The following is a 25,717-nucleotide window of genomic DNA, read 5'->3' as shown; positions in this document are numbered from 1 at the left end:
CCCCCGAGCCGGCATACGGCATTGCTATACTCGCGCGCCGAACGCGATGCGAGGCGTCGCGACCATCGATGCAGCAACGAGCCAAGCGCATGAGCAATACCCGCAGCGACAACGCCGGCCATCAGACCTGGGGCGGGCGTTTTTCGGAAAGCCCGGATGCCCGGGTGGCCGCGTTTACCGAGTCCGTTTCCTTCGATGCCCGCCTGGCCGGCCACGATATTCGCGGCTCGATCGCCCATGCGCGCATGCTCTCGAAAGTCGGTGTGCTCACCGACAGCGAGTTCGAAGAGATCGAAGCCGGCCTGCGCGCCATCGAGGCCCGGATCGCCGCCGGCGATTTCGCCTGGGACCCGGCCCTTGAAGACGTGCATATGAACATCGAAGCGCGGCTGACCGAGGATATCGGCGCGCTCGGCAAGAAACTGCACACCGGGCGCAGCCGCAACGACCAGATCGCCACCGACATCCGGCTATGGCTGCGCGATGCCATCGATGCGCTCGTCGCCGAGCTCGAACGCCTGCGCGCAGCACTCGTCGGCGTGGCCGAGCGCGAGGCCGATACCATCATGCCCGGCTTCACGCATATGCAGGTCGCCCAGCCGGTAACGTTCGGCCACCACATGCTGGCCTGGGAAGCGATGCTGGCGCGCGACACCGAGCGCCTGCGCGATATCCGCAAACGCGTCAACCGCCTGCCGCTGGGCGCCGCCGCTCTGGCCGGCACCACCTTTCCGATCGATCGCGAAATGGTCGCGGCCGAGCTGGGTTTCGACAGCGTGATCGACAATTCGCTGGACGCCGTCTCCGATCGCGATTTCGCGATCGAGTTCGTCTCGGCGGCGGCGCTTACGATGACGCATCTGTCGCGCCATTCCGAAGAGCTGATCCTGTGGATGAGCCCGGCGTTCGGCTTCGTCGATCTGCCGGATCGCTACTGCACCGGCAGCTCGATCATGCCGCAGAAGAAAAACCCGGACGTGGCCGAACTGGTGCGCGGCAAGACCGCACGCGTGAACGGCCACCTGGTGAGCCTGCTCACGCTCATGAAGGGTCAACCGCTGGCCTATAACCGCGACAACCAGGAAGACAAGGAACCAATCTTCGACGTGGTCGATACGGTCATGAACAGCGTGGCCCTGTATGCCGACATGATGCCGCATGTCACCGTCCACGCCGATGTATGCCGCGAAGCCGCGCGCAAGGGCTTTTCGACTGCAACCGATCTGGCGGACTATCTCGTACGACAGGGTGTGGCCTTTCGCGACGCGCATGAAATCGTGGGCAAGAGCGTGCAGCACGCCATTGGCGCCGACTGCGACCTGGCCGATCTCGACCTGGCCACGCTGCGCGGGTTTTCCCAGGCGATCGGCGAGGACGTCTACGAAGTGCTCACGCTGGAAGGCTCGGTGGCCGCACGCGACCATATCGGCGGCACCGCGCCGGCCCAGGTTCGCGCGGCGGCTGCACGGGCAGGCGCCGCCCTGCCGAAACGGAACCCGTAGCCGCTGACTACGGTCTTAATTTCAACGCCATATACAACAGGATAATCATGTCACGTCGTCTTTATTTCCTGGTCCCGGATATCGATACGGCCCATACGGTGGTCGACCAGCTCAAGCAGAACGAGGTCGCCGAAGACGACATGTCGGTGGTGGCCCGTGACAGCGTGCAGACGAGCGACCTGCCCCAGGCCGACGTCACCGAAACCTCCGATCTGGTCGGCTCGGCCGAGCGCGGTGCGGCCGCGGGCGGGGTGACCGGCGTGGTGGCAGGACTCGCCGCCGTGGCCTTCCCGCCGGCAGGGCTGGCGATCGGTGGCGGTTTGGTCGCGGCCACGGGGCTGGCCGGCGCCGGCTTTGGCGCCTGGGCGTCGAGCATGATCGGCATTCGCCACGACAATTCGCAGATCGAAACCTATGAAAAGGCGCTGGAAAACGGCCAGGTGCTGTTCATGGTCGACGTGGCCGCCGAGCGCGTGAACGAAATCGAACGCGTTATTCAGCAGGCCGCGCCGAGCGCGAAAATCGAAGGCACCGACGCCCAGGGCGACAACGCCGACTGATACCGGCGTCGCCCCGCTCGAACCCGACAAGGCCGGCAATCATCGCCGGCCTTTTTCTTGGCCGCTAATTTCGCGGCCGCTGACTGCGGACTTTTGTCGTCGTTAGCGACGACAACCATCCGCCCATGAACACCAATAAACGCGAGCGGAAAACGTTCGCGAAAATCGCCTAGCTACAAGGCCGCGGACTGCTTGCAGCGCCTGCCCTGCAGCAGGTCCACGCCGCTATCCTGTTTGCGTTTATTCGCGTTCCTTGGCGGCCCCTATCTCGTCTTGGCGCGCTCAGTGGTCGAACAGATCGCGGCGGGCGCGGTAGAGCGCGGAGATGTCTTCGTCGCCGTAGCCCTGTTCGATGAGTTTTTCGTACTCGGCACGGGTCTGCGCCGACAGCGGCAGTTCGCCGCCGTTGAGCTCGGCCATATGCAGGCAGATGCCGAGATCCTTGTGGTGATGCTTCATCTTGAAGCCGGGGTCGAAGATATCCTTCACCATCGTCTTGCCGCGATGATTGACGAACCAGTTGCCGGCCGCACCGGAGCCGACCACGTCCACGACCTTTTCCAGCGGCAGATCGAGCGCGGCCGCAAAGCGCATGCCTTCGCAAACCGCCTGATTGATGCCCGCGCACAGAATCTGGTTGACCGCCTTGGTCGCCTGGCCCGTGCCCACGTCGCCCATATGGGTGACGCTCTTGCCCATGGCGTCGAGCACCGGCCGCGCCCGCTCGAACACGGCCTCGTCGCCGCCGGCCATGATCGACAGCGTGCCGTTCTTGGCGCCTTCGGTGCCGCCGGAAACCGGCGCGTCCACGAAGCCCGCCCCTTTTTCGGCCACGCGCCGTGCCGCTTCGCGGGCGGTATCGCTGGCAATGGTCGAACAGTCGATCACGATATGTTGATCGTTCAGGCCGGGCAGCAGCGCGTCGACCATGGCCAGCACGTCATCGTCGGCGCTGACACAGATGACGATCGCCTCGGCCTCGGCCGCGATGTCGCCCGCCTCGGCAACCGCTTTCACGCCGTATTCGCGCGCAAACGCCTCGGCCTTTTCGTGCGTGCGGTTGTAAACCGAGCTCAGCAGGCCGGCCGCCTGCAGGTTGGCGGCCATGCCGTGGCCCATGCCGCCCAGGCCGATGAATGCAGTTTTCATAGCGAACGTATGTCGAGAAACCAAGCCTCGATGATAAGGTTTGAGTCCTCTGTGGCCAATCCCGTACTGCAATGACGTTTTCGCGGCGCACGAAAGGCGCTATAGGCGCGCTGTGTGTGCTTGCCGTGCTGCTGGCGGCTGCGCTCGTGTGGCTGCCGTCCATCGTGGTGCGCCAGCTGACGCTGCATTACCTCGACCAGGCCGGCATGACCGCCACGATCGGCGATGTCGACGTCAATCTGTTCACCGGCAGCGTGGTCTACGAAAACGCCCAGGCCAGCGCGGCAGAGGGTGAACAGATTGCTGTCGGCCGGCTCGCGCTCACGCTGGAATACGCGCCGCTGCTGTCCAAACGGCTGGTACTCACCCGCCTGGCCATCGCCGACAGCGCCATCGACATTCGTCGCGACGCCGACAATACGCTGCGCGTGGGCGGCTACCCGCTCGTGGCCAGCGCGAACTCGGGTCAATCGCTGAGCTGGGGCATTGCGGTCAAACAACTGGCGCTGGCCGGTATCCGGCTGCACTACGTCCAGCCTGCCCAGGGCGAACAGCCGGCCATCGATCGAGAACTCGTGCTCAACGATTCCAGTGCTCGCGACGTGGTGAGCTGGGAGCAGACCAACGACGTACCGATGCAGGCCGACATGAGCATCGGCGAGGGACGCATCCGCCTGTCCGGAAAGGTCACGCCGTTTGGTGACCGTATTGCCGGGCATTTCGAACTGGCCACCCAGCGCTTCGAGCTGGCACTGATCGACCCGCTCGCCACGGGCGGCGTGCTGCGCGAAATGAGAGGCCTCGTCGACAGCGATCAGCGCATCGATTTCGAGTACGACGCCGACAACGCCCTGGACATCACCATCGCCGGGCAGTCAACGGGCCACGGCGCCACGCTTGCCCTGGACAACGGCACGCGCATGCGCGCCAGCCAGCTCGCCTGGCAGGGCAATATCCAGCTTGCGCTGCTGCGCGCCGCAGGACAGCCGGCCACCATCGCAAGCGATGGAGAGATCGACGCAAAGGGATTCAGCGTCGAAAACGGCGACCGCTTGAAGCTCACCCAGGATACGGCTCATTGGCAGGGCAAGACACAGCTGACGCTCGCAGCCGAGGCCACGCAACTCGATCTGGACGGTCAATACCGGTCCGCCGCGCCACAGCTGAAATCGGGCAGCACCACGGTCGCGGCTGCGCAGCTGGATTGGACCGGGCAATTCGCCGGCGAGTTCGGCGCCAGCGCCAGCAAGCTCGGCATCGACGGCCCGATCGAAGCCGCAAGCCCACGGGTGTCGAGCTCGACGCTTCAGGCGAGAACGCCGCGGCTGAACTGGCAGGGCCATATCGAAACGGCCCTTGGCGATTCCATGCAGGTCACGACCGACGGCCGCCTGGCCACGCAGGCGGTATCGATTGACGACGACGATCTTCAAGCCAAGACCCAGGCGCTGGACTGGCGAGGCACGCTGCGCGTGGCCGGGGCCAACGATATCGACAGCGACGGGCGACTGCGCAGCGATCGTATTGCCCTGTCCTCGCCGGGCGCCCTGGACATGGTGCTCACCGCCGTCGATTGGCAGGGCAATATCGACGTCGATACGGCCGCGACCACGCGGATACGCAGCAACGGCGCGCTCGACGCCTCGGCATGGACATTCGACGTGCCGGACACGGCGCTGTTCGAAACCGACGACCTGAACTGGCGCGGACAGACCGATTTCGATATCGGCCGGCTGTTCGCACGCAGCGCCAAGGGTCGTGTGATCGCCAAACACGCACGCCTGGACCTGCCCGGCCAGCCCATCGCACTGCGTGCCGATCGGATCGTCTACAACGGTGCCTACAGCGAGCGCCCGGCCGGCGGGCAGCTCAAGCTGAATATGGACGGCGACATGGTCGCCCAGAATTTCGCCATCCAGAACACCAGGCTCGGCGCCGCCTGGCTGTCATCGCGCGACACCGAACTGTTTCGCCTGGTGGTGGACGGGGTCGATGACATCGCCTTCAACAGCCTCAACGCCAAGGGCGTGCGCGTACTCGACGATACCGATTCGCGCGTGGCCGTACTGCAGGCCATCTCGGCGAGCGCGCGCGATTTCCGCCTGACCGACCTGGCCCATTATCACCTGGGCGAACTCGATATCGACGAAGCCAATATCCATATCCGTCGCGATGACAACGGCATGGGCGTGATGGCGCTTTATTTCGGCGGCGACGATGAAACCGCCAACGCCGCGCAGGCCGGCAGCGGTTCGTCCGGCGTGGCGTCGACCTACAAGATCGATCATCTCTCGCTGACCGGCCCGCAGATCGTGTTCAACGATATCTCCGTTACGCCGAACGTATCGCTCCGGGGCTCGTCGCTGGTGTTGAACGTCGACGGGCTGGATACCGGCCATCCTGAACGCGACGCGCGTTTCGACCTGGCCCTGGACGTGGGCGAGTACGGCCATCTCGACAGCCGCGGCAGCATCGCGCCGCTGGCCGACGGCGGCCTGAACATGGATGTGGATGCCTGGCTGCGTTCGCTCGCGCTTGCGCCGTTGTCGGGTTATCTCAATGCCGCGATGAACCGACGGATCGCAAAGGGGGTGGCCGACGGCACGCTCAACCTCGCCGCCCAGGGCGGCCAGCTCAACGGCAACCTCGATACCACGCTGTCGAACTTTCGCCTGGTCGACACGCCCAACCAGGAAACCGAAATCATCCTCGGCATATCCATGGACAGTGCGCTGGCGCTGATGCGCGGCCAGAGCGACACCATCCAGTTCCAGACCGCGATCCTGGGCGATGTCACCAACCCCTACTTCTCGATTCGCAATTTGGTACGCGAAGCCGTGCTGGCCGGGCTGCGCACCGCGGTGATGAGCGATTACTCCCCGGTCGGCCTGCTCAACAAGGCCAAGAACGCCGTACTCAGCCTGGGCCGGTCGCTGGCCTCTGAGCCGGTGTTCTTTGTAGCCGACAAGGAATATATCCGCCCCGATGACCGCCCCTATCTGGGCCGCATCGCACAGCAGATGAGCCGCAAACCCGGCCTGCGCCTGACCATCCAGGGCCATGCAACGGCCCAGGACGCCGAAGCGATGGCGCCCGACGGCGAAGCCAGGATAACCGTCGACAACGAGGCCGAGCTCAGACGCCTTGCAAAGCGCCGGGCGAAGTCGGTGCGCGATTATCTCGCCGCCCGCGATGCGCCGCCGGCACATATCGAGCTGGCCGCGCCGGTGATCGATCGCGACGGCGACGCACGTCCGCGTGCGACCCTGTCGATCACCGGCAAGTAAGGCGGGGCTAGGGGCTGTTAACGCTAACGCCGATCGTCGCGTTGCCTTCCAGAAATTCGCCATGCAAGGCGCGAGGAGAGAGGTTTGGTGAGCCAAATGAACGACGAGCAACGCGGCATGGTGGATTTCTGGACGCAACCCGTCGGGCCGCGGGCCTCTGCGTCATTATCCACGGTGCGCGATCCAACACTGCAGATCGCGCATTGTCTTGCGCAAAAATGGGCCGCGGCGCGGCGAATTCGTTAGCGTTAATAGCCCCTACGATTCGACCAGGTAGGTATAGCCGGCCAGCCCGGCTTCCAGCAGCGCTTCGGTTTCGCGCTTGAGCCGGCCGCCGAGCCCGGAGGCGGCGAGTTTTCGCCGATAGGCAGCGCGCAGGTCGTCGGGTTCGAAATGCACGTAGCGCAGCAGTTCGTCGGTGCGATCGCCCTGCTCCGCGTCGGCCAGGCGCCAACCGCGCTCGCTGGCATCGACTTCGACATTGACCACGTCGGTATCGCCGAACAGATTGTGCATGTCGCCGAGGTTTTCCTGATAGGCGCCGACCATGAAGATACCCAGCCGGTAGGCCTCGCCGTCGCGCAGCCCGTGTAACGGCAGCGTGCTGTCGACGCCGTTTTCGTCCACGTAGCGATCCAGCCGGCCGTCGGAGTCGCAGGTCAGATCGCAAAGCCGCGCCCGTTCGTCCGGGCGTTCGTTCAGACGCGCCAGCGGCATGACCGGAAAGATCTGGTCCAGCGCCCACACGTCGGGCACCGACTGGAACACCGAGAAGTTGACGAAATACTTGGCCGCCAGCTTTTCCTGGGCCGCGGTGATCGCGGCGCGTTCGTCGTCGTTGTCGCCGGCATGGGCAGCAACCGCGCGATAGATCGACACCGCTTCGGCCTCGGCGGCCGCACGTTCCTTGAGGCCGATATCGCCGGCCAAGAACCGCGCCTGGACATCCGCCAGGCCGCGTTCGGCGCGATCGAGCGTGGCGCCCGGCGACAGCTCGGTGGTCAAGTCCGCGGCAGCCGGCGTGCTGGCCAACTCGCTGTCGATGACCTGGGTGAGCAGCACGGCATGATGGGCGGTCAAAGCCCGGCCGGATTCGCTGATCACGTCCGGCATGGGCAGGTCGAATGCACGACATACCTTCGCCAGCGCGCCGATCACGGCATCGGCATAGTCGGGCACGCCATAGTTCATGGAACAGAACGAACGCGCGCCCCGGCCTTCGTAGTCGACCGCCAGGCCGCCGCCCACGTCTACGCAGGCAAGCGGCGCGCCCAGCGCGCGCAGCCCCCGATACAGATGCGCGGTTTCGTCCATGGCCCGCGACAGCGCACCGTGATCGGCCACCTGCGAACCCACATGCACGTGCAGCATGCGTACACAGTCGGCGTAGCCGAGCTGTTGCAGCCGCTCGACGGCTTCGACCACCTGGGTGGCAGTCAGGCCGAACTTGGATTTCTCGCCGCCGGTGTTCTGCCAGTGACCGGCGGCGACGCTCGCCAGACGCACGCGCAGGCCGATGTTGGGCCGCAGGCCCAGCTCTTCGGCGATTTCGGCTATGGGCACCAGCTCGGAAGGCTTTTCCACCACGATATAGACACAATGGCCAAGCTGCTGGCCGATCATGGCCAGGCGCAGGAAGGCGCTGTCCTTGTAACCGTTGCATACGATCACGCTGCCCGGCGCGGCCAGGGCGAGCACAGCCATCAGCTCCGGCTTGCTGCCTGCCTCCAGGCCGGCGCGTTCGCCGCCCGCAGCGACCAGCCCCTCGACCACCGCGCGCTGCTGATTGACCTTGACCGGATAGACCACGGTATAGCGGCCCGCATAGTCGTGGCGTTCGCGCGCGCCTTCAAAGGCATCGCAAAGCCGGGTGATGCGATCGCCCAAAATATCGGTGAATCGCGCCAGCACCGGCAGGCGCAGGCCGGCGCGCTGGATCTCGTCGGTGAGCGCATCCAGATCGATGGCCGGCCCGTTTCGGCGCGGCGTGACGGTGACCGCACCGCGCTCGTTGATATCGAAATAGCCCTCGCCCCAGGTGGCAACGCGATACAGGGCACGGGCATCGTCGATCTGCCAGTCGTGGGCAGGCCGCGGGTTGGTATTGGATCGGGACATGAACATTCGTGTTGCGTGGCTGGCTTATACTGCGAGCCAATCTGGTTCGACGGATGCGCAAACGCGCACAGCAAGGAAAACGCATGGTACTCGACGACAACTGGTATACCGAAGCAAGCCACGACCTGGGGCTGGGCTTTTCACTGCGGATCAAGTCGAAACTGCATGAAGAACAGTCGGAATATCAGACCATCGCCGTCTATGAAACGGAAACCTTCGGCCGCCTGCTCACCATCGACGGCCTGGTGATGCTCACCGACCGCGACAACTTCGTCTACCACGAGATGATGACCCACCCGGCGCTGTTCGCCCATGGCGCGGCCAAGAACGTGGTGATCATCGGCGGCGGCGACTGCGGCACGCTGCGCGAAGTGCTCAAGCACGACAGCGTGGACCACGCCACCCAGATCGAGATCGACGAGCGCGTCACCCGTATCGCCGAAGAGTATTTCCCGGCCCTGTGCGATTCCAACGACGACCCCCGTGCCACGCTTGCCTTCGAGGACGGCGTGGCCTGGATGAAAAACGCGCCGGATGCCAGCGTCGACCTGATCATCATCGACAGCACCGACCCGATCGGCCCGGCCGAGGGGCTGTTCAACGAAGCCTTCTACAAGCAATGCCATCGCGTACTCGGCAACGGCGGCCTGCTGGTACAGCAGAGCGAATCGCCGCTGGTGCACAGCGAACTCATCGGCGAGATGCACGGCGGCCTGCGGGCGGCCGGCTTTGCCGATACCCATCTGCTGAGTTTTCCGCAGCCGAGCTACCCCACCGGCTGGTGGTCGGCCACGCTGGCGGTGCGTGATACGCGCAGCCTGTATGCGCCGCAGGGCGGGCTCGATTTTCAGACGTTCTACTACACGCCCGCCATGCACAATGCCGCGTTCGCACAACCCGCCTTCATGGCCCGTATCCTGGCCGACTGACCACCGCCGTGGCGCCGGTGATCACACCGGCGCCACGCGCCGGACACATCAGTCGGAGGCGCTGTTGAGCGCCTTTTCGAACGCGTCCGAAGCATAGAACGCCGCCAGGCGACGGCGTACCAGATCCTCGAGCAGGCCGCTTTCGGCCAGCCCCTCGATCACCAGTGGCGCCAGCGTTTCGGCTTCCTGTCGCAGCAGATCGCGATCGACGCCGACATCGCCAAGCACATCGGTGAGCTTGCGCTTGCCGTTGCGTTCGAAATACGACACCACGGCCGCGTCGACCAGCTCGCCGACATACTGGGTCTCGCGCAGTTCCTGCCAGATGCGCAGGCCGTAATCGACCAGCTTCTGGAGTTCGTCGCTGTCGACCACTTCTTCGATCGACAGCTTCTTGTCGTGGATCTCGGCCCAGATTTCGGAGGCGATCGCACGAATCCGTTCTTCGTCCAGGGATTCGATCAGCATTTCCTGGCTGCGTGCCAGCGTCTTCGCGGTATTGTTCTCGATATAGGCCCGTACCCGTTTTTCGACCTGGGCTTCGAGCCCCGGCATGCGCTTGCTCAGGGCGCTGCTGGAGCCCTTGAGCAGCGACGAAACGCCCGGGATCGAATTGATCGCGCCGGTATCCGAAAAGATGTAGTCCTTGATGCCCTGATAGAGCACATCCGAAGCCAGCGCGGTATAGACCGGACTGTCTAGAAGCCGCGTGATCAGGCGCGCACGCAGCGCTTCCAGTTCGACGAACAGCGACACCCCGTCGTCGAACAGGGACTCGTCGATGACGTCCTGCACCCGCGTGTTCTTGTTGACGTCGTGGCAGATCAGATCGTTGGCAATGCCGCCGATCACGCCGGCCAGATCGTCGGGCAGCGACATATCCAGGGCCAGCCGCTCGGCCGCGCCGCGCACGGTATCCACCGATACCAGCGTTTCCAGCGTCGTCTGGTCGGCCCATTTCCAGACCGCGTCGACCTCGTCCTGCAGGCGCTGGGTAGCGCCCTTGCCGCGCCATTGCTCGAGTTCGAACGCCACATGGGCTTCGAAGATCGCCTCGCCGGCCGAATTCATCTTTTGCGACTGTGTCATGCGTCAATGAAACGATTGAGTGGTGCCGCGAGCTTACGCGCTAAAGCCGTTCCGGGCGAGCGATTGACCTTGGGCAGCTCTGGGCAACCTCTCGCGGGTCGCGTTCGAGTGCTCGCGCACGGTACGGCAAGGCGTCCAGGCTTTGCGGTCGGGTCAGCCGCCTGGCAACGCGGACGCGGCGTCTGTGCGGCCGCCCCCCTTGCGGGCCGTCGGCCCGAGCGCGACAGGTTTTGCAGGTGTTTCTTAGGTATAAGCCCGTATTGAGCGGGCTCGGCCGGGCGCTTAACTTGGCCAGACTGTTTTCAAGGTCATCCGCAAGGACCACGCAATGAACGAAGATCAATTCGAAGGCAAATGGGATCGCATGAAAGGCAAGGTGCGTGAGCACTGGGGCCGCCTCACCGACGACGATGTCGAAGAGGTTCAGGGCAAGCGCCAGAACATGCTTGCCAAGATCCAGGAGAAATACGGCGATACCAAGGAAGCCGCCGAAGAAAAGCTCGCCGAGTTCGAACGCAAGTTCTAGTTCACTACCGGCGCCCGCACGGGCGCCGGGTCCTTTACTCAATCCGGAGGCAACGATGCGACACGACGATTACATAACGCGTACGAGCCGCCCCGAACCGCGCTTTCTGCGTCGGGATCCGGTTGTGCATGCCGATACCGAAAACCGGTGGCAGGGTCCGCTGGACGAGGTGGCGCTGTCGAACTTTGAACGCGATGGGTTTCTCTGGTTCAAAGGCTTTTTCTCCCAGGAGCGCATGACGCCGTTTTTCGACGAGCTCGAACAGATGAGCAACGACGACCAGCTGCTCAAGCAGGACGGCGTGATTCGCGATCCCAAGTCCGGCGCCATTCGCTCGGTTTTCGACATGCATCGCATTTCCGAGCGTTTCGCCGAGCTCACGCGCGATCCGCGCATTCTGGGCATGGTGCGCCAGCTGCTGGGCGGCGATGTGTATATCCACCAGTCACGTATCAACGACAAATACGGCTTTCAGGGCGCCGGGTTCGACTGGCATTCCGATTTCGAAACCTGGCACGCCGAAGACGGTATGCCGCGCATGCGCGCAATCAGCGCATCGATCATGCTCACCGACAATAACGAGTTCAACGGCCCGCTGATGCTCATTCCGGGCTCGCATCACCAGTTCGTGCCGTGCGTGGGCCAAACCCCGGACGACAACTGGAAGAGCTCGCTCAAGGCACAGGAAGCCGGCGTGCCCAGCCAGCAAAACCTGCAGGCGCTGGTTAACCGGGGCGGCATCCAGGCGCCCAAGGGGCCGGCCGGCTCGTTGCTGCTGTTCGAATGCAACGTGCTGCATGCCTCGAACTCGAATATGTCGCCCTGGCCACGCTCGAACCTGTTCTTCGTTTACAACAGCGTGGAAAACGCGCTCGAGCAGCCGTTCGCGGCCGACAAGCCACGACCATCGTTCCTGGCGAACCGCGACCAACCCCGAGCGCTGGATATGCACGATCCCTATCGGGATGTTCGATTCGCCAAGTCGGCCTGACCTATGCAAGTGTACGAACAGCGCGGTGAGTGAATCACCGCGCTTTTTCGTTGAGGTAACCCAGCCAAGGAGATCAACATGGCTAAACAATGGATCGTCGTCAGCGACGCGGCACGTGCCCGAGTCTTCGCCCGCGACGGTGCCGGCAGCGGCCTGACGCTGCTCGATACCCTGACCCACAGCGAAAGCGAGGCCCACGAGGGCGACCTGCGCACCGGCGGCAAGGGCGACGTGCACGACAGCGGCGGCTCGAGCGTACATCAGCCCGACCCTCAGACCACGACCTCCGAAAAGCATGCCGACATCTTTGCCAAGGAGGTGGTCGAGCACCTCAAGAGCGGGCTCAACGACAGTAAGTACGAACAACTGATCGTGGTCGCCGATCCATCGTTTTTAGGCCGCCTGCGCGACAAGATGGATGGCCCGCTGGAAAAAGCGGTAGCCGAAACCATCGACAAGAACTGGGCCCAGCACGATGCCGATCAGATCGAAAAACAGCTGGCACGAAAGCTGTAGCGGGCGATCAACAATATTTAATTGCTGAATACATTTTTCCGGCATACTGGCGTACACGCGTGGCGCCGGTATGTATCAGCGTATTAAAAAGCGCAGGGCGACTCTGGCAACGTCGTTCGAGTCACGCGGATGCTTCAAAAATCAAGGAGAAAACCATGCTGGGTTGGGCAATTACTTTTTTCATCGTCGCAATCGTGGCGGCGCTGTTCGGCTTTGGCGGCATCGCCTCGGGTGCGGCCGGCATCGCCAAGATCCTTTTCTTCATCTTCCTGGTGCTGTTCGTGATCGCACTGGTATCCAACGCGGTGCGCGGACGCGGGCCGAAGATATAGCGCCTGTCGCCACCAGGCGAACCCAAGGTTGGGGCGCCGTCAGGTTCTGACGGCGCCGAATCAGGCGGTGTTCAGCTTTCGGGAATCTCCACGAGATGCCCGGCCGAAAGCCAGATGCGCACCAGATGCGGCAGGGATTCGGCATTGAGCTTTTGCATTATGTGTACGCGATGCGTTTCCACCGTGCGCGCGCTGATGCCCAGCTGGCCCGCAACCTGCTTATTGGCCAGACCATCGACGATCATGGCCATCACCTGTTTTTCTCGCGGCGTGAGCAGTTCGATGAGGGCCGCATGCTGGCGGGCTTCGCGCAGCGCAAGATCGTCGGCGTCGGTGGCTTTGGCAAGCTGCTGAACGCGCTTGAGCATTGCCTCCGGCGAAAACGGCTTCTCCACGAAATCCACTGCGCCGAGACGCATCGCCGCAACCGCATGCTCGATATCGCCGTAGGCGCTCATCATGATCACGCTCACGGCCGCGTTCTTTGCCACCAGCTCTTTTTGCAGAGCGAGACCGTCCATATCCTTGAGGCGCAGATCGATGAGCGCGCAGCCGCGATCGGGCGCGCGCACGTTAAGAAAGGCTTCGGCGCTGGAATAGCACTCGACCTGGTAACCGGCATCGCCCAGAAGACCTTTCAGCGATTCACGGATCGCTGGATCATCGTCCACGATATGTATGACAAACGGCACCTTGCCCCCATTTTCGGTAAACGTTGCGACTTCTGTCGGCGACGATCTTTTTAATGTATTGAGCCTATTTTGACAAGATAAAGCAGCCGATAAGCATTCAGACCAGCTATTCCCCCGCTTTAACGGAATGACGCCATGAACGAAGATGAGTCGGAAACTCTTGACCCCGGGCAGCCACAAACGCTGGCGGCTGCACAGGCTCGCATTGCCGAGCTCGAGCGACAGCTTCAAGACCAGCAGAACCGGCACTCGGAGATCGAAGCCAACGAGCGCTGCTTTCGCGAACTCGCCGAGCACATCCGGGAAGTCATCTGGATGACCGACGAAACCGGCGAGCAGCTGGTCTATGTCTGCCCGGCCTACGAAAAGATCTGGGGCCAGAACTGCCAAGACCTCTACGACGACCCGAGCAAACGTCTGGCGCGTGTACACGAAGAAGATAAAGCGCGCGTCCTCGAGGCATTCGAACGCCAGGCCCATACCGGCGACTACGACGAGATCTATCGCATCGAACGGCCCGACGGCGAACTGCGCTGGATCCGAGATCGGGCGTTTCCGGTGGAAAACAAAGACGGCCAGGTTTATCGACTCGCCGGGCTGGCACTCGATATCACCGACCGCATCGAGTTCAACGACCGTATTTCCAACCTTCAGTACGACATCAACAGCCAGGATCGCATGAGCGTGTTCGCCACGCTGGGCACCGGCCTGGCCCACGACCTGAGCCAGCCACTGACCGCGGCACGCAACTTCATCGCCCGGGCACGCATGGGCTTTACCTCGAACGCAGACGACACGCGCCAGACGCTCGAACGCGCCGACGCCGAAATCTCGCGTGCAGTGGCCATCATCCATCACCTTCGCGACTTCGCCCGCCAGGGCCGGCCGACGCGCGTCTATCAGACCCTGGGGCCGATCATCGACGACGTGCACCAGATCCTCGATCCGGCGCTGCGGGCGAACGACATTCGCTACGAAGGGCCATGCTCCGATTCGCTGCGCGATCTGGAGCTGCCGGTGGATGCCGTGTTCGTCCAGCAGATATTACGCAACCTGCTCAGCAACTCGATCGATGCGTTCGACGAGGCATCGGAAAAGACCAAGACTCTGAGCATCGACGTTGTGAGCAACAACGACGAGTATGTCGATATCCAGATCAGCGACAACGGGCCGGGCGTTGACGATTCGATCGAAGTATTCGAACCCTTCAAGACCACCAAATCCGAAGGCGTCGGCCTGGGCCTGGCGGTCAGCCGCACGCTGGCGCGAAGCCACGGCGGCGATCTCGTGCTTGCCTCGCGCGGGGGTGGCGCGGCCAACGGCGACGACAACGGGCCGCATACCGTATTTACGTTGCGCCTGCCGCGGCACGGTTAATCCCGCACCCGAACAGCTGACTGCGTCAGCTGTTTTCAACGCCATCGAGAAAGAAACGCCGCCGCGTCTGCGGCGTTTCTTGCGACGGCTTCACGAGCGTGGGCCGCGGCGCGGCGATTGGCATGCGTGTGAAAAGGTCCTAGCGCGGCGGGTGCATGATGCGCATGATCACCGCCACGCCAAGGCCCCAGCAACCGTTGAGCGCCAGACCCACGCCCACGCGCGCCATGCTCAGGCCGTCGAAAATCTCGGTCATGGTCTGGCCCTTGAGCCACTGGACGATAAACAGATACACCAGCGTCGGACCGATCGCGCCGAGAATGATCGCACCGACGTAGTAGCCGGCCGCCAGCGCACGCCGGATCAGCAGCCACAGCAGCATGCCCCAAAGGCCGCCCCAGAACGCCAGCGATATGACCGAAGGCACATCGAACGGCGGTACGGCAGTCATGTTCCAGGGTGTGCCCCCGGGAACGACCCCGGCCGTGATGAACACCCACAGCAGGCCCTGATGGAAGGTCAGCGTGGATACGAAACCGGCGATAAAGGCCTTGATGAAAGCGAACATGGTTCTCCCTTGGGTATGCTGTAATCGCGTGCTTGCTGCCTACCGGCTGCGTACGGTATCTGCGGTCTGGTTGAACAGGCGCTGGCGCGCTGCCTCGGTCTTGGGCTGGCCCCCGCGCCATTGCTTGCCCAGATCGACGCCGCGCTGCACCGCTTCGCGTGTCTTGATGCGCTGGCGCCAGGCCGCAACCCGCGGAAACTCGTCGAGATGTTGCCCCATGGCCTTGGCAATGAGCACCCAGGGCCAGTTGACGATATCGGCGATGGTATAGGTTTCGCCGACCAGGTAATCGCGTTCGGCCAGGCGGCGTTCGAGTACGCCCAGACAGCGGTGATATTCGCCGGTATAGCGCTTATAAGAGTACGGATGATCGCCGGGCGCATAGTTGACGAAATGACTCATCTGCCCACCCATGGGCCCGAGATTGCCCACCTGCCAGAACAGCCATTCGTCGACTTCCTTGCGCAGCCGAACATCGTCCGGCATGAGCTGACCGCTCTTGTCGGCCAGATAACGCGCGATCGCGCCCGATTCGAAAATCGGCAGCGGCTCGCTGCCGTAGCCCGGCGCGGGTGAATGATCCACGATGGCCGGCATGCGGTTGTTCGGCGAGATGGCCAGAAACGCCGGCTCGAACTGATCGCCGGCGTTGATATCGACCGGAATCAGGTTGTAGTCCAGCCCCAGCTCTTCGAGCAGAATGGATATTTTCCAGCCGTTGGGCGTGGGCCAGTAATAGAAATCGATCATGACGGCTCTCCGGTGGCGTCGATCGCGCCTGAACGGGCAAGCGCGGCGATATCGGCGTCACAAAAACCGTTCTCGGCCAGCACTGCCCGCGTATCCGCGCCCAGTGCCGGCGCGCCGCGATAGTCTTCGACCGGCATCCGCGAAAAGCGCGCCGCGGGCCGGGTCTGACGCAGCCGTCCGGCTTCAGCATGTTCGGTTTCGATAAGGATGGCGTTGGCCGCGATCTGGTCGTGGCTGAGCAGATCGGTCCGCGTCAGCACGGGCGCACAGGGTACGCCGTACTCGCTTAGACGGGCCAGCCAGTGCTCGGCCGTGTTCCCGGCCAGTTTTTCCTGGGTAAGCTGCAGGCGCGCATCGATGTTGTCCTGGCGCTTGGCGGGGGTGGCAAAACGCGGGTCGTCGTTCCACTCGGGCGCGTCGAGAGCGGCGATGAGCGCCTGCCATTCCTTGTCCGTCTGTACGGCCACGCTGATATAGCCGGTGGTCGTTTCGTAGATGAGGTCGATGAAACTGGCAGCCCGGGCCTGATCGAACTCGTCGCCCACGAACGTCTGGCTGTTCATGTCCGAATGCCAGAGAAAGTCGATGACCGCATCCAGCATGGATACGCGTACGTGCTGGCCGGGCGCGCCGTTGGCGCGGGCCAGCAGCGCGGCGGTGATCGCCTGCGCGGCGATATAGCCGGTGAGCTTGTCGGGTACGATGGTGCGAACCAGACGCGGGCGGGCCTCGTCGGCGCCACCCTGAATACTGGCCAGGCTCGACAACGCCTGCACGAGCGGATCGTAGACCGGATAGCCGGCATAAGGCCCGGCGTCGCCAAAACCGCTGATCGAGCAGTAGACGATATCGGGGGCTACCGCACGAATATCGGCTTCGCCGATGCCCATGCGCTCGGCCACCCCGGGGCGAAAATTCTGTACGAAGACATCGGCATTCGCGCACAGGCGCAGCAGCGCATCGCGTCCGGCCGACGCCTTGAGGTTCAGGGCGACCGAACGCTTGTTGCGGTTGTTGTTGAGATAGCTCGCCGAAAAACCGTTGCGCCGATTCGACGCCAGGCGCGTGTAGTCGCCCACGTCGGGGCGTTCGATCTTGAGCACTTCAGCGCCCTGATCGGCCAGCTGCATGGTCGCCAGGGGGCCGGACACCATGGCCGTGGTGTCGATGACGCGATAACCGGACAGGGGCTGTTTCATGCCCGCTAGTCTAATACCCCGACCACGGTGCGCCAACGCGCAACGCTTTCAACACGCGCCGTGCTTGGCGACAATAGCGCGCTATCGATTTCTTCTACCGGCCAGGAACTCCTCCATGCGTACGATCGGCACCCCCGGCTCAGATACCGCCACACGCGTCATGCTTCTAGGCAGCGGCGAACTCGGCAAGGAGGTCGCCATCGAACTCCAACGCCTGGGCTGCGAAGTGATCGCGGTCGATCGCTATGAGCGCGCGCCGGCCATGCAGGTCGCCCACCGCTGTCACGTAATCGACATGGGCGACGGCGAGGCATTGCGCCGCCTGATCGAATCGGAGCGGCCAGCGCTCGTGGTACCCGAGATCGAAGCGATCGCCACCGCGACGCTGGTCGAACTCGAGGCCGAGGGCTATCACGTAGTGCCCACTGCCAGGGCTGCCCAGCTGACCATGGATCGCGAAGGCATTCGCCGCTTGGCCGCTGAAGAACTGGGCCTGCCGACATCGCCATACCGCTTTGCCGAAACCGAAGCCGACTATCGCGCGGCGATCGAGGCCATCGGCCTGCCCTGCGTGGTCAAGCCGGTGATGTCGTCCTCGGGCAAGGGCCAGAGCACGGTGCACAGCGACAGCGATATCGACAAGGCATGGGCATATTCCCAGTCCGGAGGGCGCAGCAAGCGCGGCAACTCGCGCGTGATCGTGGAAGGCTTCATCGAATTCGACTACGAAATCACGTTGCTTACCGTGCGCCACGTCGACGGAACGAGCTTCTGTGCGCCGATCGGCCATCGCCAGGTCGGCGGCGATTACCACGAGTCCTGGCAGCCGCAGCCAATGGCCGATGCAGCGCTCGCCGAAGCACAGCGCCAGGCCGGCGCCATCACCGAGGCGCTGGGCGGCTATGGCCTGTTCGGCGTGGAGTTCTTCGTCGCCGGCGAACAGGTCTGGTTCTCGGAAGTTTCACCGCGCCCACACGACACCGGACTGGTGACGCTGATCGGCCAGAATCTGTCGGAATTCGCATTGCACGCCCGCGCGATCCTAGGCCTGCCGGTCACGCATATCGAACAGCGCGGACCCAGCGCTTCCGCCGTGATCATCGGCGAAGGACAGAGTCGACAGATGCAATATCGCGGCCTGGAGAATGCCCTGGCCGCGCCGGACACCGAACTGCGCCTGTTCGGCAAACCCGAAATCGACGGCAGCCGCCGCCTGGGCGTGGCACTGGCGCGCGCAGATGATGTCGATGCGGCCCGGAACAAAGCACGGCACAGCGCGGCCAGTATCGATATCGATTATTGACGCGGCGACCGCCGAATTCGGAAAAAAATAATTTCCGCTTCGACGCGATTCATATGCGGGAAAGCTACGCGTGCTTTATACTTTGGTCCAAGCTCTGTCGGGGGCGCGGTTTTCGCGTACACAACTCAGAGCTTTACTTACCGAACTCAAGGAGTCGAATATGCAAAAGAAACTGACCACCCTGCTGCTGGCCATGATGCTGGGTCTCGGCACGCTGAGCCTGGCTGCCTGCGACAACGACGGCCCGGCCGAAAACGCCGGTGAAAGCATCGACAATGCGACCGACGATGCGCAGGACAGCATGGAAGACGCGGGCGATAACATTCAGGACTCCATGGATGACGCCGGCGACTCGATGGAAGACGCTGTCGAAGACAACAACTAATACGGTTGTCGCTGCAATCACGGATTGCAGAGTAAGAGCCCGTCGCGACATGCGGCGGGCTTTTTTTATGGGCGCGATCGATCCCGGTTCGTGGCTATCGACCGGATGCACCGTTCGGCAACGGCGTCACAATCTCGTGCCACGACGCGCGTTATCGTTATCGTCGGCGCCTCAGGGGTGCCCAGCCCGATGAATCACACCTGTATTTTTCAGCCGGATACGCCCATGTCTTATGAACACGAACGCCGCGACGCGCGCGTTGCCCTGGTGACCGGTGGCGCACGCGGTATTGGCCGCGCGATCACGCGACGGTTGCTGGCCGACGGTTTTCATGTCGGCGCACTCGACCACGACGCCGATGCGCTCGCCGAGCTCGAGCAAGAACTCAATGCCACGACCTCGTCAGATGCGAACCGTCTGGAAACCCTCGTCGCCGATGTCGCCAACGAATCGTCGGTTGCCGACGCCGTGGCCCGCCTCACCGACAAATGGGGGCGACTCGACCTACTCGTGAACAACGCCGGAATCGCCGATCCCTTCAACGGCCCCATCGAATCGCTCTCGCTTGAAGACTGGAATCGCGTGATCGGCGTCAACCTCACCGGCTACTTTCTTTGCAGCAAACACTGCACGCCGTGGCTGCGTGATGCGCGGGGCGCGATCGTCAACATGGCGTCGAGCCGTGCGTATCAATCCGAAGCCGAGACCGAGGCCTATGCCGCGAGCAAGGGCGGCATCGTCGCACTCACCCATGCGTTGTCGGTCAGCCTGGGCCCGGCCATTCGCGTCAATGCCGTCGCCCCCGGATGGATCGATGTTCGTGATGAACAAGGCGAAAGCGACAGCCCGCCGGCCCTACGCGATATCGATCATGAACAGCATCCGGTCGGGCGCGTCGGCCGTGGCCACGACATCGCCGCGCTGGTCGCTTTCCTCGCCGGCCCGGAGTCGGGATTCATCACCGGCCAGACGCTCGTGGCCGATGGCGGCATGACCCGTAAGATGATTTATGCGCACTAGATACCATCTTGCTGAACAGCTGCGAGCGGCCACCTTGCGGTCGCGCAATCGATTGTGCGCAATGCTTGTGTTCGACGATCATCGCCCGTAACGTTCAGGACGTACCTACAACAAAAGGAGTTCCGTATGCCCGTTCGCAAAGCTAACGCGCAGTGGCAAGGTGATCTGAAATCCGGCAAGGGCAACATGTCGCTCGAAAGCGGCGCCTATGAAGGCCAGTTCTCTTTCAAGACCCGGTTCGAAGAAGGCACGGGCACGAACCCCGAAGAACTGATCGGCGCCGCGCACGCGGGCTGTTTTTCGATGCAGTTCTCGGCAATGCTTGCCGAAGAAGGCCATACGCCGGATTCGATCCAGACCGAGGCGAAGGTGCATTTCTCGGTGAGCGGCACGCCTACCATCGAACGCATCGAACTGATCACCCGGGGCAAGGTGCCCGGCATGGACGCCAGCGAGTTCAAGGACGTGGCAGCCAAGGCCAAGGAAGCCTGCCCGGTATCGCGTCTGTACAAGGGCGCCGAAATCAGCCTGGATGCCGAGCTGGACACTTAAACGCCTGACCTCAGCACGTGCATGAAAGCCGGGCCCTGCCCGGCTTTTTTTGTGGCCAAGGCCTATCGCGTAGCGCGCAGATGCAGCGGCATCGACCGGCGTTGCAGCGCCGGTGTTGGCGTTAATCGTCGCTCAATCGGCAAATTTATCGCGCTAGCCATTGTTTTTTGCGAGATCGTCGCAACGTCTCGTTGTTCATACGCGAAAAACAGCAGAGCAAGCCAACATGGAAGTCAAGCAGGACAGTGTCGTAAGCATCCATTACGTGCTGCGTGATACGGACGGCGAAATCATCGATCAGTCGAGCGAAGGCCAGCCGCTGGCCTATCTTCATGGCCATGGCAACATCGTGCCGGGCCTGGAAAAGGCGATCGAGGGTCATGGCCAGGGTGAAGAGGTCAAGGCGACCGTCGAACCCGAGGAAGGCTACGGCCCCTACCGCGAAGAGCTGGTACAGAAAGTCAGCCGCGACGCATTCCAGGGCGTTGACGAACTGGCGCCGGGCATGAGCTTTCGTGCCGAATCCGATGCCGGCCCCATGATCGTCACGGTCAAGGAAGTCGAAGGCGAAGAAGTCACGGTCGATGGCAACCATGTCCTGGCCGGGCAGACGCTGAACTTCACCGTCAACATCGAAGATGTCCGTGAAGCCAGCAGCGAAGAGATCGAGCACGGTCACGTGCACGATGGCTCGACCCACGGCTGATAGCCGTCCGGCTTGAACCTGCGTGCGCAGCCTCTACGGGGGCTGCGCCCGGGTTCGTCGTGGATCGACCCGGCATTTTGGGCTATCAAACCACCGGGTCGATGATCTACGCATGCAACCGCAAGCGTACTACGGGTATAGACCGCCAGGGCTTGAAGCGCATGGCAACTGGCCGTTCGCCCCTTGGCGATGCCCGTTCAAACATTGAAAGGTGATCTGTTATGGACGCCCCCGTACTTCTGATAACCGGCGCTTCAAGCGGCATTGGCGCCGCCACGGCACGGCACGCTGTCGCCAACGGCTACCGAGTGGCGCTAGCGGCCCGTTCGGCTGACAAGCTCGAAACGCTGGTCGCCGAACTGGGCAGCGAATCGTCGCTCGCCCTGACCTGCGACGTGACCGACAAGGCCTCGCAGCAGGCCATGGTCGATCAGACGCTGAGCCATTTCGGGCGCATCGATGCAGTGTTTGCCAATGCCGGTATCGGCGGCAGGCCGGGTGGCTTCTGCGGCGCGGACAGCGACGTATGGAAGGATATGATCCTGACCAACGTCTACGGCGTCGGGCTGACCATTCAAGTGTGCGCAGAGGCCCTCAAAGGAAGCAGAGGCCATCTGCTAATCACCGGATCGGCCGCCGGCCGCACCACGATTCCGGGCTCCATGTACAGCGCCACCAAGTGGGCTGTCTCCGCCATTGGCTACGGCGTACGCGAGGAGCTGCGAGGTACCGGTATCCGCGTGACGCTGATCGAGCCGGGCATGGTCGATACGCCGTTCTTCGACGAACAGCCCGACCATGCGCTGACCGATCAGGATATCGCCGAAGCGGTCCTGTTCTCGCTTACGCGCCCGGCCAGCGTCGACGTCAACGAGATCCTCGTACGTCCAACGCCACAAATCGACGATTGATCTGCGCGTAGTAAGCACGGACACAAAAAAACCGGCGCCGCACGGCTGCCGGTTTTTTTGCGTCATTGACCCGGCATCAAAATAGATGATTTCTCGCGTGATAGCGCGGGTGCGAGTGCAGGCACACCACGTCCAACAACCGTAGCGCCTTGTAAATAAACGACGGCCACGTGCCGGCGTTTATTCTTCGATGGCGTTGAAAACAGCCGACGCGGTCAGCTGTTCTAGTGCCGAACTCATAGCGCCCCGGTCTATTCGACCAGCAGAAAACCGGCGATCCAGCCGGTGCGGCCGTCGTCGAACCGAATCCGACGCCAGTCTTCTTCACGGCCGGTCACCATCACGCGCTCGTTGCGCTTGGCCTGGAACTTGACCCGGTTGCCGGTAGACGGACCCGAACGCACGTTGACGACATCGCCACCGATATAGCGAATCGGCCCGGTTTCCGACACACCTTGGGGCAGATCCGCCTGGGCGTCGTCGCTCTGCGGCGGTGCTTCGCTTACCTGGCCCATGTCGGCCGCGGGCGCCTCCTCATCATCACTAGCCAGGGGCTCGGTACTGCCGGCCAGCAGGAAGTCCGCCACCCAGCCAATCGCATAATCGTCGGCGAAAACCACCTGCCGCCAATCGCCGTCGCTATCCAGCACGGCCACAGGCGTGCTGCGATCGGCCTGACGAATCACGCGCCCGCGCGTGCTCGGCTGGCTACGAATGTTGACGTTGTTACCGTCGATACGCGACTGCGGCAGGCTGTCGATGATCTGCGGGAGATTGTTGCGCGCCGATTCATTGCCTGCTTCGGCTGCCTTGGCCGCCCAGCGCGTCGCCTCGGCGAGATCCTGGGGCACGCCGTTGCCGCGCACGTAGAGCACCGCCAGATTATTCTGCGCAGCCGGCTCACCGTGCTCGGCCGCGCGTTTGAACCACTCGGCCGCCTTGGCGTCGCTCTGCGGTACGCCGTGGCCTTCCTGATACATGATGCCGAGGTTGTGTTCGGCCTTGGAATAATTCTGGGCCGCAGCCTTCTCATACCAGTCCCGCGCCTGGGCATAATCCTGCTCGACGCCGTAGCCCTCGTCGTAAAGCACGCCCATGTTGTACTGGGCCGTGGCATTGCCGTTCTCCGCCAGCGGCCGTGCGCTTTTGAGAACCTCGGCTGCTTGCGCTTCGCTCGGGCCCTGTTGGGCTAGCGCGCCCGTGGCACAGACCAGAGCGCTGATCGCTATAACGGCAAGCCGTGAAATCGCTTTGTGCTTCATGCTCAATCCTTGCATCGCGGCCAGACAGTCGACCGCTTACCCCTCATTCAGAAACGCTTTTTACCAGACCCGAATGCGCGATCAAATAGCGCGCGACCGGCCGGCCTTCCCCCGGTACTAAGTTTGCACCGACGAATCCGGTGCATGTAAGCCGTAGCGTACACGAGCCCAGCCATACATCGCCGCCCCGCCCAGCATCCACGCGCCGAATATCGCCCATTCTACCGGCGCCAGCGCCGAGGGGCTGGTCGGCATATAAAGCATGATCAGCGCGATCGAAAGCACAAACGCGACTATTCCGACGAGTTTGCCCGCCGGCACGACGAACGGCCTGTCCATATGCGGTTCACGATAGCGCAGAACCAGAAACGATGCGGCTACAAAAAGATAGGCAAGCACGATGCCCAGACCGCCGGCATTGACCAGCCAGACCATCGCACTGCGTCCGAGCAACGGCGCCAGCGATGTCACGATACCGATCAGCAGGATGGCGTTGGTGGGCGTGTTGTAGCGCGGATGCAGCTTAGCGAACGCGCGCGGCAGCATATCGGCCTTGGCGAGCGCATAAATGGCGCGCGAGCCGCCGATATAAAACGCATTCCAGCTGGTGATGATGCCGGCAATACCGGCCAGCACCATCAGCTTGCCAGCCCAGGCGCTGGAAAACGCAGCTGCCATGGCGTCCGGCACGGCCAGCGCGTCGAGGTCGATACCCTGCGGCGAAAGCACGTAGGCAGTGAAGAAAATGATCGCCGCATACCAAAACACGGCAAGCAGAACCGAAAACACCAGCAGGCGGCCGATATCCCGGTGCGGCATGTCGATTTCCTCTGCCGCCTGCGGAATCACGTCGAAACCGACGAACATGAATGGCACCATCACGAGCACGCTCATGATGCCGCCGGCCACGCTCGATTCACCCGTGAAGAAAGGCGTTAGATTGCCGCTCTCGCCGCTGAAAAGCGCACCGGTGAGAAACAACAGCCCGACTGCCACGATCAGCAGCGTAACCAGTTTTTGCAACAGGGCTGCCGTACGAATACCAATGTAGTTGACCCACATCATCAGCAGCGAACCGACCACGCCGACCAGCGCCCAGGTAGCCTCGACCTCCCAGCCGGCCACGGTCCACAGATAGCCCACGCTGTAGCCCGGCACGATGTTCTCGACCACGGTCGGCAGCGCGACCGCTTCGAAGGACACGACCGTCATATAGCCCAGCACAATCGCCCATGTGCATATGAACGACGGCATATGCCCGAGGCCGCGATAGCTGTAGACGTGTTCGCCGCCAGCCTGCGGCATGGCAGCGGCAAGCTCGGCATAGGTCAGACCGACCAGCACGATCGCCACGCCACCGAGCAGAAATGCCGTAACGGCACCGAGACTGCCCGCCGACACGATCCAGTTGCCGGTCATGACGATCCAGCCCCAGCCGATCATCGCCCCGAATGCCAGGGCCAATACGTCCTTGCTCGCCAATACCCGCACGAAGCGAGGTGAATCGCCGCTTGTAGTCATCATTCCCCCTGGCCCGAGGGCCGTCCGATCGCACCCTGACTCCCTGGATGCAGGTTAGCACCCGCGCGGATAACAGACATGATCTTGTTACGGTCTGTTAACACGAATGCCAATCGCCACGTTGCTGTCCACAATCGTGCCAGACACGCCGCGCAACGCCGCATGGCAGGATTTTGGGCGCAACGTGCACGGGCGCGCTCTATTTTTTCGCGATCTGGCGTTTCAGCGCGCCCGCGTCGATTCGCTACACAACGCACGGCGCGACGCTTTCATTAGCGTTAACAGGCCCTGGCCCGGCCCAAAACAGATCCTGCAACAGCTGACCGGTCGAGTTGATAACGCGCGTTTGCCAAAGCAAGTGCGCCTCGGCCGACGGCCGTGACCCTTTGAAAACAAAAGACCAACGGGTGCCGGCGTTTATTTCCCGACGACGTTAAAACGGCTGACGCATTCAGTTGTCGTGGTGCCGGAG

At 62.9% G+C, this 25,717-nt stretch carries 25 protein-coding genes; 16 read left to right on the top strand and 9 right to left on the bottom strand.

Annotation, left to right across the window (positions count from 1 at the left end):
* The first annotated feature begins 89 nt into the window (after positions 1 to 89).
* Together argH and ABNU97_RS01925 are read left to right on the top strand one after the other, a co-directional pair.
* Positions 90 to 1,502, top strand: coding sequence for an argininosuccinate lyase (gene argH, locus ABNU97_RS01930; RefSeq protein ID WP_348765062.1), 1,413 nt, complete (start codon positions 90 to 92; stop codon positions 1,500 to 1,502).
* Positions 1,503 to 1,549: 47 nt separating this feature from the next.
* Positions 1,550 to 2,062, top strand: a complete 513-nt coding sequence (locus tag ABNU97_RS01925; protein WP_348765061.1) for a general stress protein — start codon at positions 1,550 to 1,552, stop codon at positions 2,060 to 2,062.
* A gap of 282 nt (positions 2,063 to 2,344) precedes the next feature.
* Here the strand turns inward: ABNU97_RS01925 and ABNU97_RS01920 are convergent, their stop codons facing one another.
* Positions 2,345 to 3,211 (bottom strand): NAD(P)-dependent oxidoreductase, encoded by an 867-nt coding sequence (locus tag ABNU97_RS01920; protein ID WP_348765060.1) that lies wholly within the window; start codon positions 3,209 to 3,211, stop codon positions 2,345 to 2,347.
* A 71-nt stretch (positions 3,212 to 3,282) separates the two neighbouring features.
* On the opposite strand from ABNU97_RS01920, the gene ABNU97_RS01915 reads away from it, so the two are divergent.
* Positions 3,283 to 6,498: a DUF748 domain-containing protein gene (locus ABNU97_RS01915; RefSeq protein WP_348765059.1), complete on the top strand. Its 3,216-nt coding sequence runs from the start codon at positions 3,283 to 3,285 to the stop codon at positions 6,496 to 6,498.
* 96 nt (positions 6,499 to 6,594) lie between these two features.
* Complete coding sequence (locus tag ABNU97_RS01910) at positions 6,595 to 6,744, top strand: hypothetical protein (protein WP_348765058.1); 150 nt, start codon at positions 6,595 to 6,597, stop codon at positions 6,742 to 6,744.
* 12 nt (positions 6,745 to 6,756) lie between these two features.
* On the opposite strand, the gene speA is transcribed toward ABNU97_RS01910, so the two are convergent.
* Positions 6,757 to 8,622, bottom strand: coding sequence for a biosynthetic arginine decarboxylase (gene speA / locus ABNU97_RS01905; RefSeq protein ID WP_348765057.1), 1,866 nt, complete (start codon positions 8,620 to 8,622; stop codon positions 6,757 to 6,759).
* A 77-nt stretch (positions 8,623 to 8,699) separates the two neighbouring features.
* Between speA and speE the strand changes: the two genes are divergently transcribed.
* Positions 8,700 to 9,545, top strand: a complete 846-nt coding sequence (gene speE, locus ABNU97_RS01900; protein WP_348765056.1) for a polyamine aminopropyltransferase — start codon at positions 8,700 to 8,702, stop codon at positions 9,543 to 9,545.
* Positions 9,546 to 9,593: 48 nt separating this feature from the next.
* Here the strand turns inward: speE and ABNU97_RS01895 are convergent, their stop codons facing one another.
* Positions 9,594 to 10,634 (bottom strand): hypothetical protein, encoded by a 1,041-nt coding sequence (locus ABNU97_RS01895; protein WP_348765055.1) that lies wholly within the window; start codon positions 10,632 to 10,634, stop codon positions 9,594 to 9,596.
* A gap of 328 nt (positions 10,635 to 10,962) precedes the next feature.
* Between ABNU97_RS01895 and ABNU97_RS01890 the strand changes: the two genes are divergently transcribed.
* The 4 genes from ABNU97_RS01890 to ABNU97_RS01875 all read left to right on the top strand — a co-directional run bounded on the left by ABNU97_RS01890 (position 10,963) and on the right by ABNU97_RS01875 (position 12,999).
* The gene (locus ABNU97_RS01890; protein ID WP_348765054.1) at positions 10,963 to 11,160 is read left to right on the top strand and encodes a CsbD family protein; all 198 of its coding nucleotides are present in this window, start codon (positions 10,963 to 10,965) and stop codon (positions 11,158 to 11,160) included.
* A gap of 55 nt (positions 11,161 to 11,215) precedes the next feature.
* Positions 11,216 to 12,151: an ectoine hydroxylase gene (thpD, locus tag ABNU97_RS01885; RefSeq protein ID WP_348765053.1), complete on the top strand. Its 936-nt coding sequence runs from the start codon at positions 11,216 to 11,218 to the stop codon at positions 12,149 to 12,151.
* 78 nt (positions 12,152 to 12,229) lie between these two features.
* Positions 12,230 to 12,667 (top strand): host attachment protein, encoded by a 438-nt coding sequence (locus ABNU97_RS01880; RefSeq protein ID WP_348765052.1) that lies wholly within the window; start codon positions 12,230 to 12,232, stop codon positions 12,665 to 12,667.
* A gap of 155 nt (positions 12,668 to 12,822) precedes the next feature.
* Positions 12,823 to 12,999, top strand: coding sequence for a DUF1328 domain-containing protein (locus ABNU97_RS01875; RefSeq protein ID WP_209059367.1), 177 nt, complete (start codon positions 12,823 to 12,825; stop codon positions 12,997 to 12,999).
* A gap of 71 nt (positions 13,000 to 13,070) precedes the next feature.
* Here ABNU97_RS01875 and ABNU97_RS01870 read toward each other — a convergent pair whose 3' ends face one another.
* On the bottom strand, positions 13,071 to 13,988 hold the full coding sequence (locus ABNU97_RS01870) for a response regulator (RefSeq protein ID WP_348765051.1): 918 nt from the start codon (positions 13,986 to 13,988) through the stop codon (positions 13,071 to 13,073).
* Positions 13,989 to 14,006: 18 nt separating this feature from the next.
* Here ABNU97_RS01870 and ABNU97_RS01865 point away from each other — a divergent pair, with 18 nt between their 5' ends.
* The gene (locus ABNU97_RS01865) at positions 14,007 to 15,068 is read left to right on the top strand and encodes an ATP-binding protein (protein WP_348765050.1); all 1,062 of its coding nucleotides are present in this window, start codon (positions 14,007 to 14,009) and stop codon (positions 15,066 to 15,068) included.
* 139 nt (positions 15,069 to 15,207) lie between these two features.
* On the opposite strand, the gene ABNU97_RS01860 is transcribed toward ABNU97_RS01865, so the two are convergent.
* The 3 genes from ABNU97_RS01860 to ABNU97_RS01850 are packed head-to-tail and all read right to left on the bottom strand — an operon-like array spanning position 15,208 to position 17,585.
* A complete protein-coding gene (locus tag ABNU97_RS01860) occupies positions 15,208 to 15,636 on the bottom strand; it encodes a hypothetical protein (RefSeq protein ID WP_348765049.1) in 429 nt (142 codons plus the stop codon).
* Between the two features lie 39 nt (positions 15,637 to 15,675).
* A complete protein-coding gene (locus ABNU97_RS01855; RefSeq protein ID WP_348765048.1) occupies positions 15,676 to 16,386 on the bottom strand; it encodes a glutathione S-transferase C-terminal domain-containing protein in 711 nt (236 codons plus the stop codon).
* Positions 16,383 to 17,585: a CoA transferase gene (locus ABNU97_RS01850; protein WP_348765047.1), complete on the bottom strand. Its 1,203-nt coding sequence runs from the start codon at positions 17,583 to 17,585 to the stop codon at positions 16,383 to 16,385. Before ABNU97_RS01850 ends, ABNU97_RS01855 begins: the two co-directional genes overlap by 4 nt.
* A 115-nt stretch (positions 17,586 to 17,700) precedes the next feature.
* On the opposite strand from ABNU97_RS01850, the gene purT reads away from it, so the two are divergent.
* The 6 genes from purT to ABNU97_RS01820 all read left to right on the top strand — a co-directional run bounded on the left by purT (position 17,701) and on the right by ABNU97_RS01820 (position 22,462).
* Complete coding sequence (purT, locus tag ABNU97_RS01845; protein WP_348765046.1) at positions 17,701 to 18,888, top strand: formate-dependent phosphoribosylglycinamide formyltransferase; 1,188 nt, start codon at positions 17,701 to 17,703, stop codon at positions 18,886 to 18,888.
* Positions 18,889 to 19,048: 160 nt separating this feature from the next.
* Positions 19,049 to 19,273 (top strand): hypothetical protein, encoded by a 225-nt coding sequence (locus tag ABNU97_RS01840; protein ID WP_348765045.1) that lies wholly within the window; start codon positions 19,049 to 19,051, stop codon positions 19,271 to 19,273.
* A gap of 225 nt (positions 19,274 to 19,498) precedes the next feature.
* A complete protein-coding gene (locus ABNU97_RS01835) occupies positions 19,499 to 20,293 on the top strand; it encodes an SDR family oxidoreductase (RefSeq protein ID WP_348765044.1) in 795 nt (264 codons plus the stop codon).
* Positions 20,294 to 20,419: 126 nt separating this feature from the next.
* A complete protein-coding gene (locus ABNU97_RS01830) occupies positions 20,420 to 20,845 on the top strand; it encodes an OsmC family protein (protein WP_348765043.1) in 426 nt (141 codons plus the stop codon).
* A 226-nt stretch (positions 20,846 to 21,071) separates the two neighbouring features.
* Entirely contained in the window at positions 21,072 to 21,551 is a 480-nt protein-coding gene (gene slyD, locus ABNU97_RS01825) for a peptidylprolyl isomerase (RefSeq protein ID WP_348765042.1), read from the top strand.
* 221 nt (positions 21,552 to 21,772) lie between these two features.
* Positions 21,773 to 22,462, top strand: a complete 690-nt coding sequence (locus ABNU97_RS01820; RefSeq protein ID WP_348765041.1) for an SDR family oxidoreductase — start codon at positions 21,773 to 21,775, stop codon at positions 22,460 to 22,462.
* A gap of 251 nt (positions 22,463 to 22,713) precedes the next feature.
* Here the strand turns inward: ABNU97_RS01820 and ABNU97_RS01815 are convergent, their stop codons facing one another.
* A complete protein-coding gene (locus ABNU97_RS01815; protein ID WP_348765040.1) occupies positions 22,714 to 23,724 on the bottom strand; it encodes an SH3 domain-containing protein in 1,011 nt (336 codons plus the stop codon).
* 117 nt (positions 23,725 to 23,841) lie between these two features.
* A complete protein-coding gene (locus ABNU97_RS01810; protein ID WP_348765039.1) occupies positions 23,842 to 25,245 on the bottom strand; it encodes an APC family permease in 1,404 nt (467 codons plus the stop codon).
* Between the last annotated feature and the right edge of the window lie 472 nt (positions 25,246 to 25,717).

The organism is uncultured Salinisphaera sp. (genome assembly GCF_964012375.1).
In the GTDB taxonomy this organism is placed as follows: domain Bacteria; phylum Pseudomonadota; class Gammaproteobacteria; order Nevskiales; family Salinisphaeraceae; genus Salinisphaera.
This window is presented reverse-complemented; position numbering and strand designations above follow the sequence as displayed.

Coding starts and splice junctions, on each gene's coding strand:
- argH (WP_348765062.1), top strand. CDS start 90: ATGAGCAATACCCGCAGCGACAACGCCGGCCATCAGACCTGGGGCGGG.
- ABNU97_RS01925 (WP_348765061.1), top strand. CDS start 1,550: ATGTCACGTCGTCTTTATTTCCTGGTCCCGGATATCGATACGGCCCAT.
- ABNU97_RS01920 (WP_348765060.1), bottom strand. CDS start 3,211: ATGAAAACTGCATTCATCGGCCTGGGCGGCATGGGCCACGGCATGGCC.
- ABNU97_RS01915 (WP_348765059.1), top strand. CDS start 3,283: ATGACGTTTTCGCGGCGCACGAAAGGCGCTATAGGCGCGCTGTGTGTG.
- ABNU97_RS01910 (WP_348765058.1), top strand. CDS start 6,595: ATGAACGACGAGCAACGCGGCATGGTGGATTTCTGGACGCAACCCGTC.
- speA (WP_348765057.1), bottom strand. CDS start 8,622: ATGTTCATGTCCCGATCCAATACCAACCCGCGGCCTGCCCACGACTGG.
- speE (WP_348765056.1), top strand. CDS start 8,700: ATGGTACTCGACGACAACTGGTATACCGAAGCAAGCCACGACCTGGGG.
- ABNU97_RS01895 (WP_348765055.1), bottom strand. CDS start 10,634: ATGACACAGTCGCAAAAGATGAATTCGGCCGGCGAGGCGATCTTCGAA.
- ABNU97_RS01890 (WP_348765054.1), top strand. CDS start 10,963: ATGAACGAAGATCAATTCGAAGGCAAATGGGATCGCATGAAAGGCAAG.
- thpD (WP_348765053.1), top strand. CDS start 11,216: ATGCGACACGACGATTACATAACGCGTACGAGCCGCCCCGAACCGCGC.
- ABNU97_RS01880 (WP_348765052.1), top strand. CDS start 12,230: ATGGCTAAACAATGGATCGTCGTCAGCGACGCGGCACGTGCCCGAGTC.
- ABNU97_RS01875 (WP_209059367.1), top strand. CDS start 12,823: ATGCTGGGTTGGGCAATTACTTTTTTCATCGTCGCAATCGTGGCGGCG.
- ABNU97_RS01865 (WP_348765050.1), top strand. CDS start 14,007: ATGACCGACGAAACCGGCGAGCAGCTGGTCTATGTCTGCCCGGCCTAC.
- ABNU97_RS01860 (WP_348765049.1), bottom strand. CDS start 15,636: ATGTTCGCTTTCATCAAGGCCTTTATCGCCGGTTTCGTATCCACGCTG.
- ABNU97_RS01855 (WP_348765048.1), bottom strand. CDS start 16,386: ATGATCGATTTCTATTACTGGCCCACGCCCAACGGCTGGAAAATATCC.
- ABNU97_RS01850 (WP_348765047.1), bottom strand. CDS start 17,585: ATGAAACAGCCCCTGTCCGGTTATCGCGTCATCGACACCACGGCCATG.
- purT (WP_348765046.1), top strand. CDS start 17,701: ATGCGTACGATCGGCACCCCCGGCTCAGATACCGCCACACGCGTCATG.
- ABNU97_RS01840 (WP_348765045.1), top strand. CDS start 19,049: ATGCAAAAGAAACTGACCACCCTGCTGCTGGCCATGATGCTGGGTCTC.
- ABNU97_RS01835 (WP_348765044.1), top strand. CDS start 19,499: ATGTCTTATGAACACGAACGCCGCGACGCGCGCGTTGCCCTGGTGACC.
- ABNU97_RS01830 (WP_348765043.1), top strand. CDS start 20,420: ATGCCCGTTCGCAAAGCTAACGCGCAGTGGCAAGGTGATCTGAAATCC.
- slyD (WP_348765042.1), top strand. CDS start 21,072: ATGGAAGTCAAGCAGGACAGTGTCGTAAGCATCCATTACGTGCTGCGT.
- ABNU97_RS01820 (WP_348765041.1), top strand. CDS start 21,773: ATGGACGCCCCCGTACTTCTGATAACCGGCGCTTCAAGCGGCATTGGC.
- ABNU97_RS01815 (WP_348765040.1), bottom strand. CDS start 23,724: ATGAAGCACAAAGCGATTTCACGGCTTGCCGTTATAGCGATCAGCGCT.
- ABNU97_RS01810 (WP_348765039.1), bottom strand. CDS start 25,245: ATGACTACAAGCGGCGATTCACCTCGCTTCGTGCGGGTATTGGCGAGC.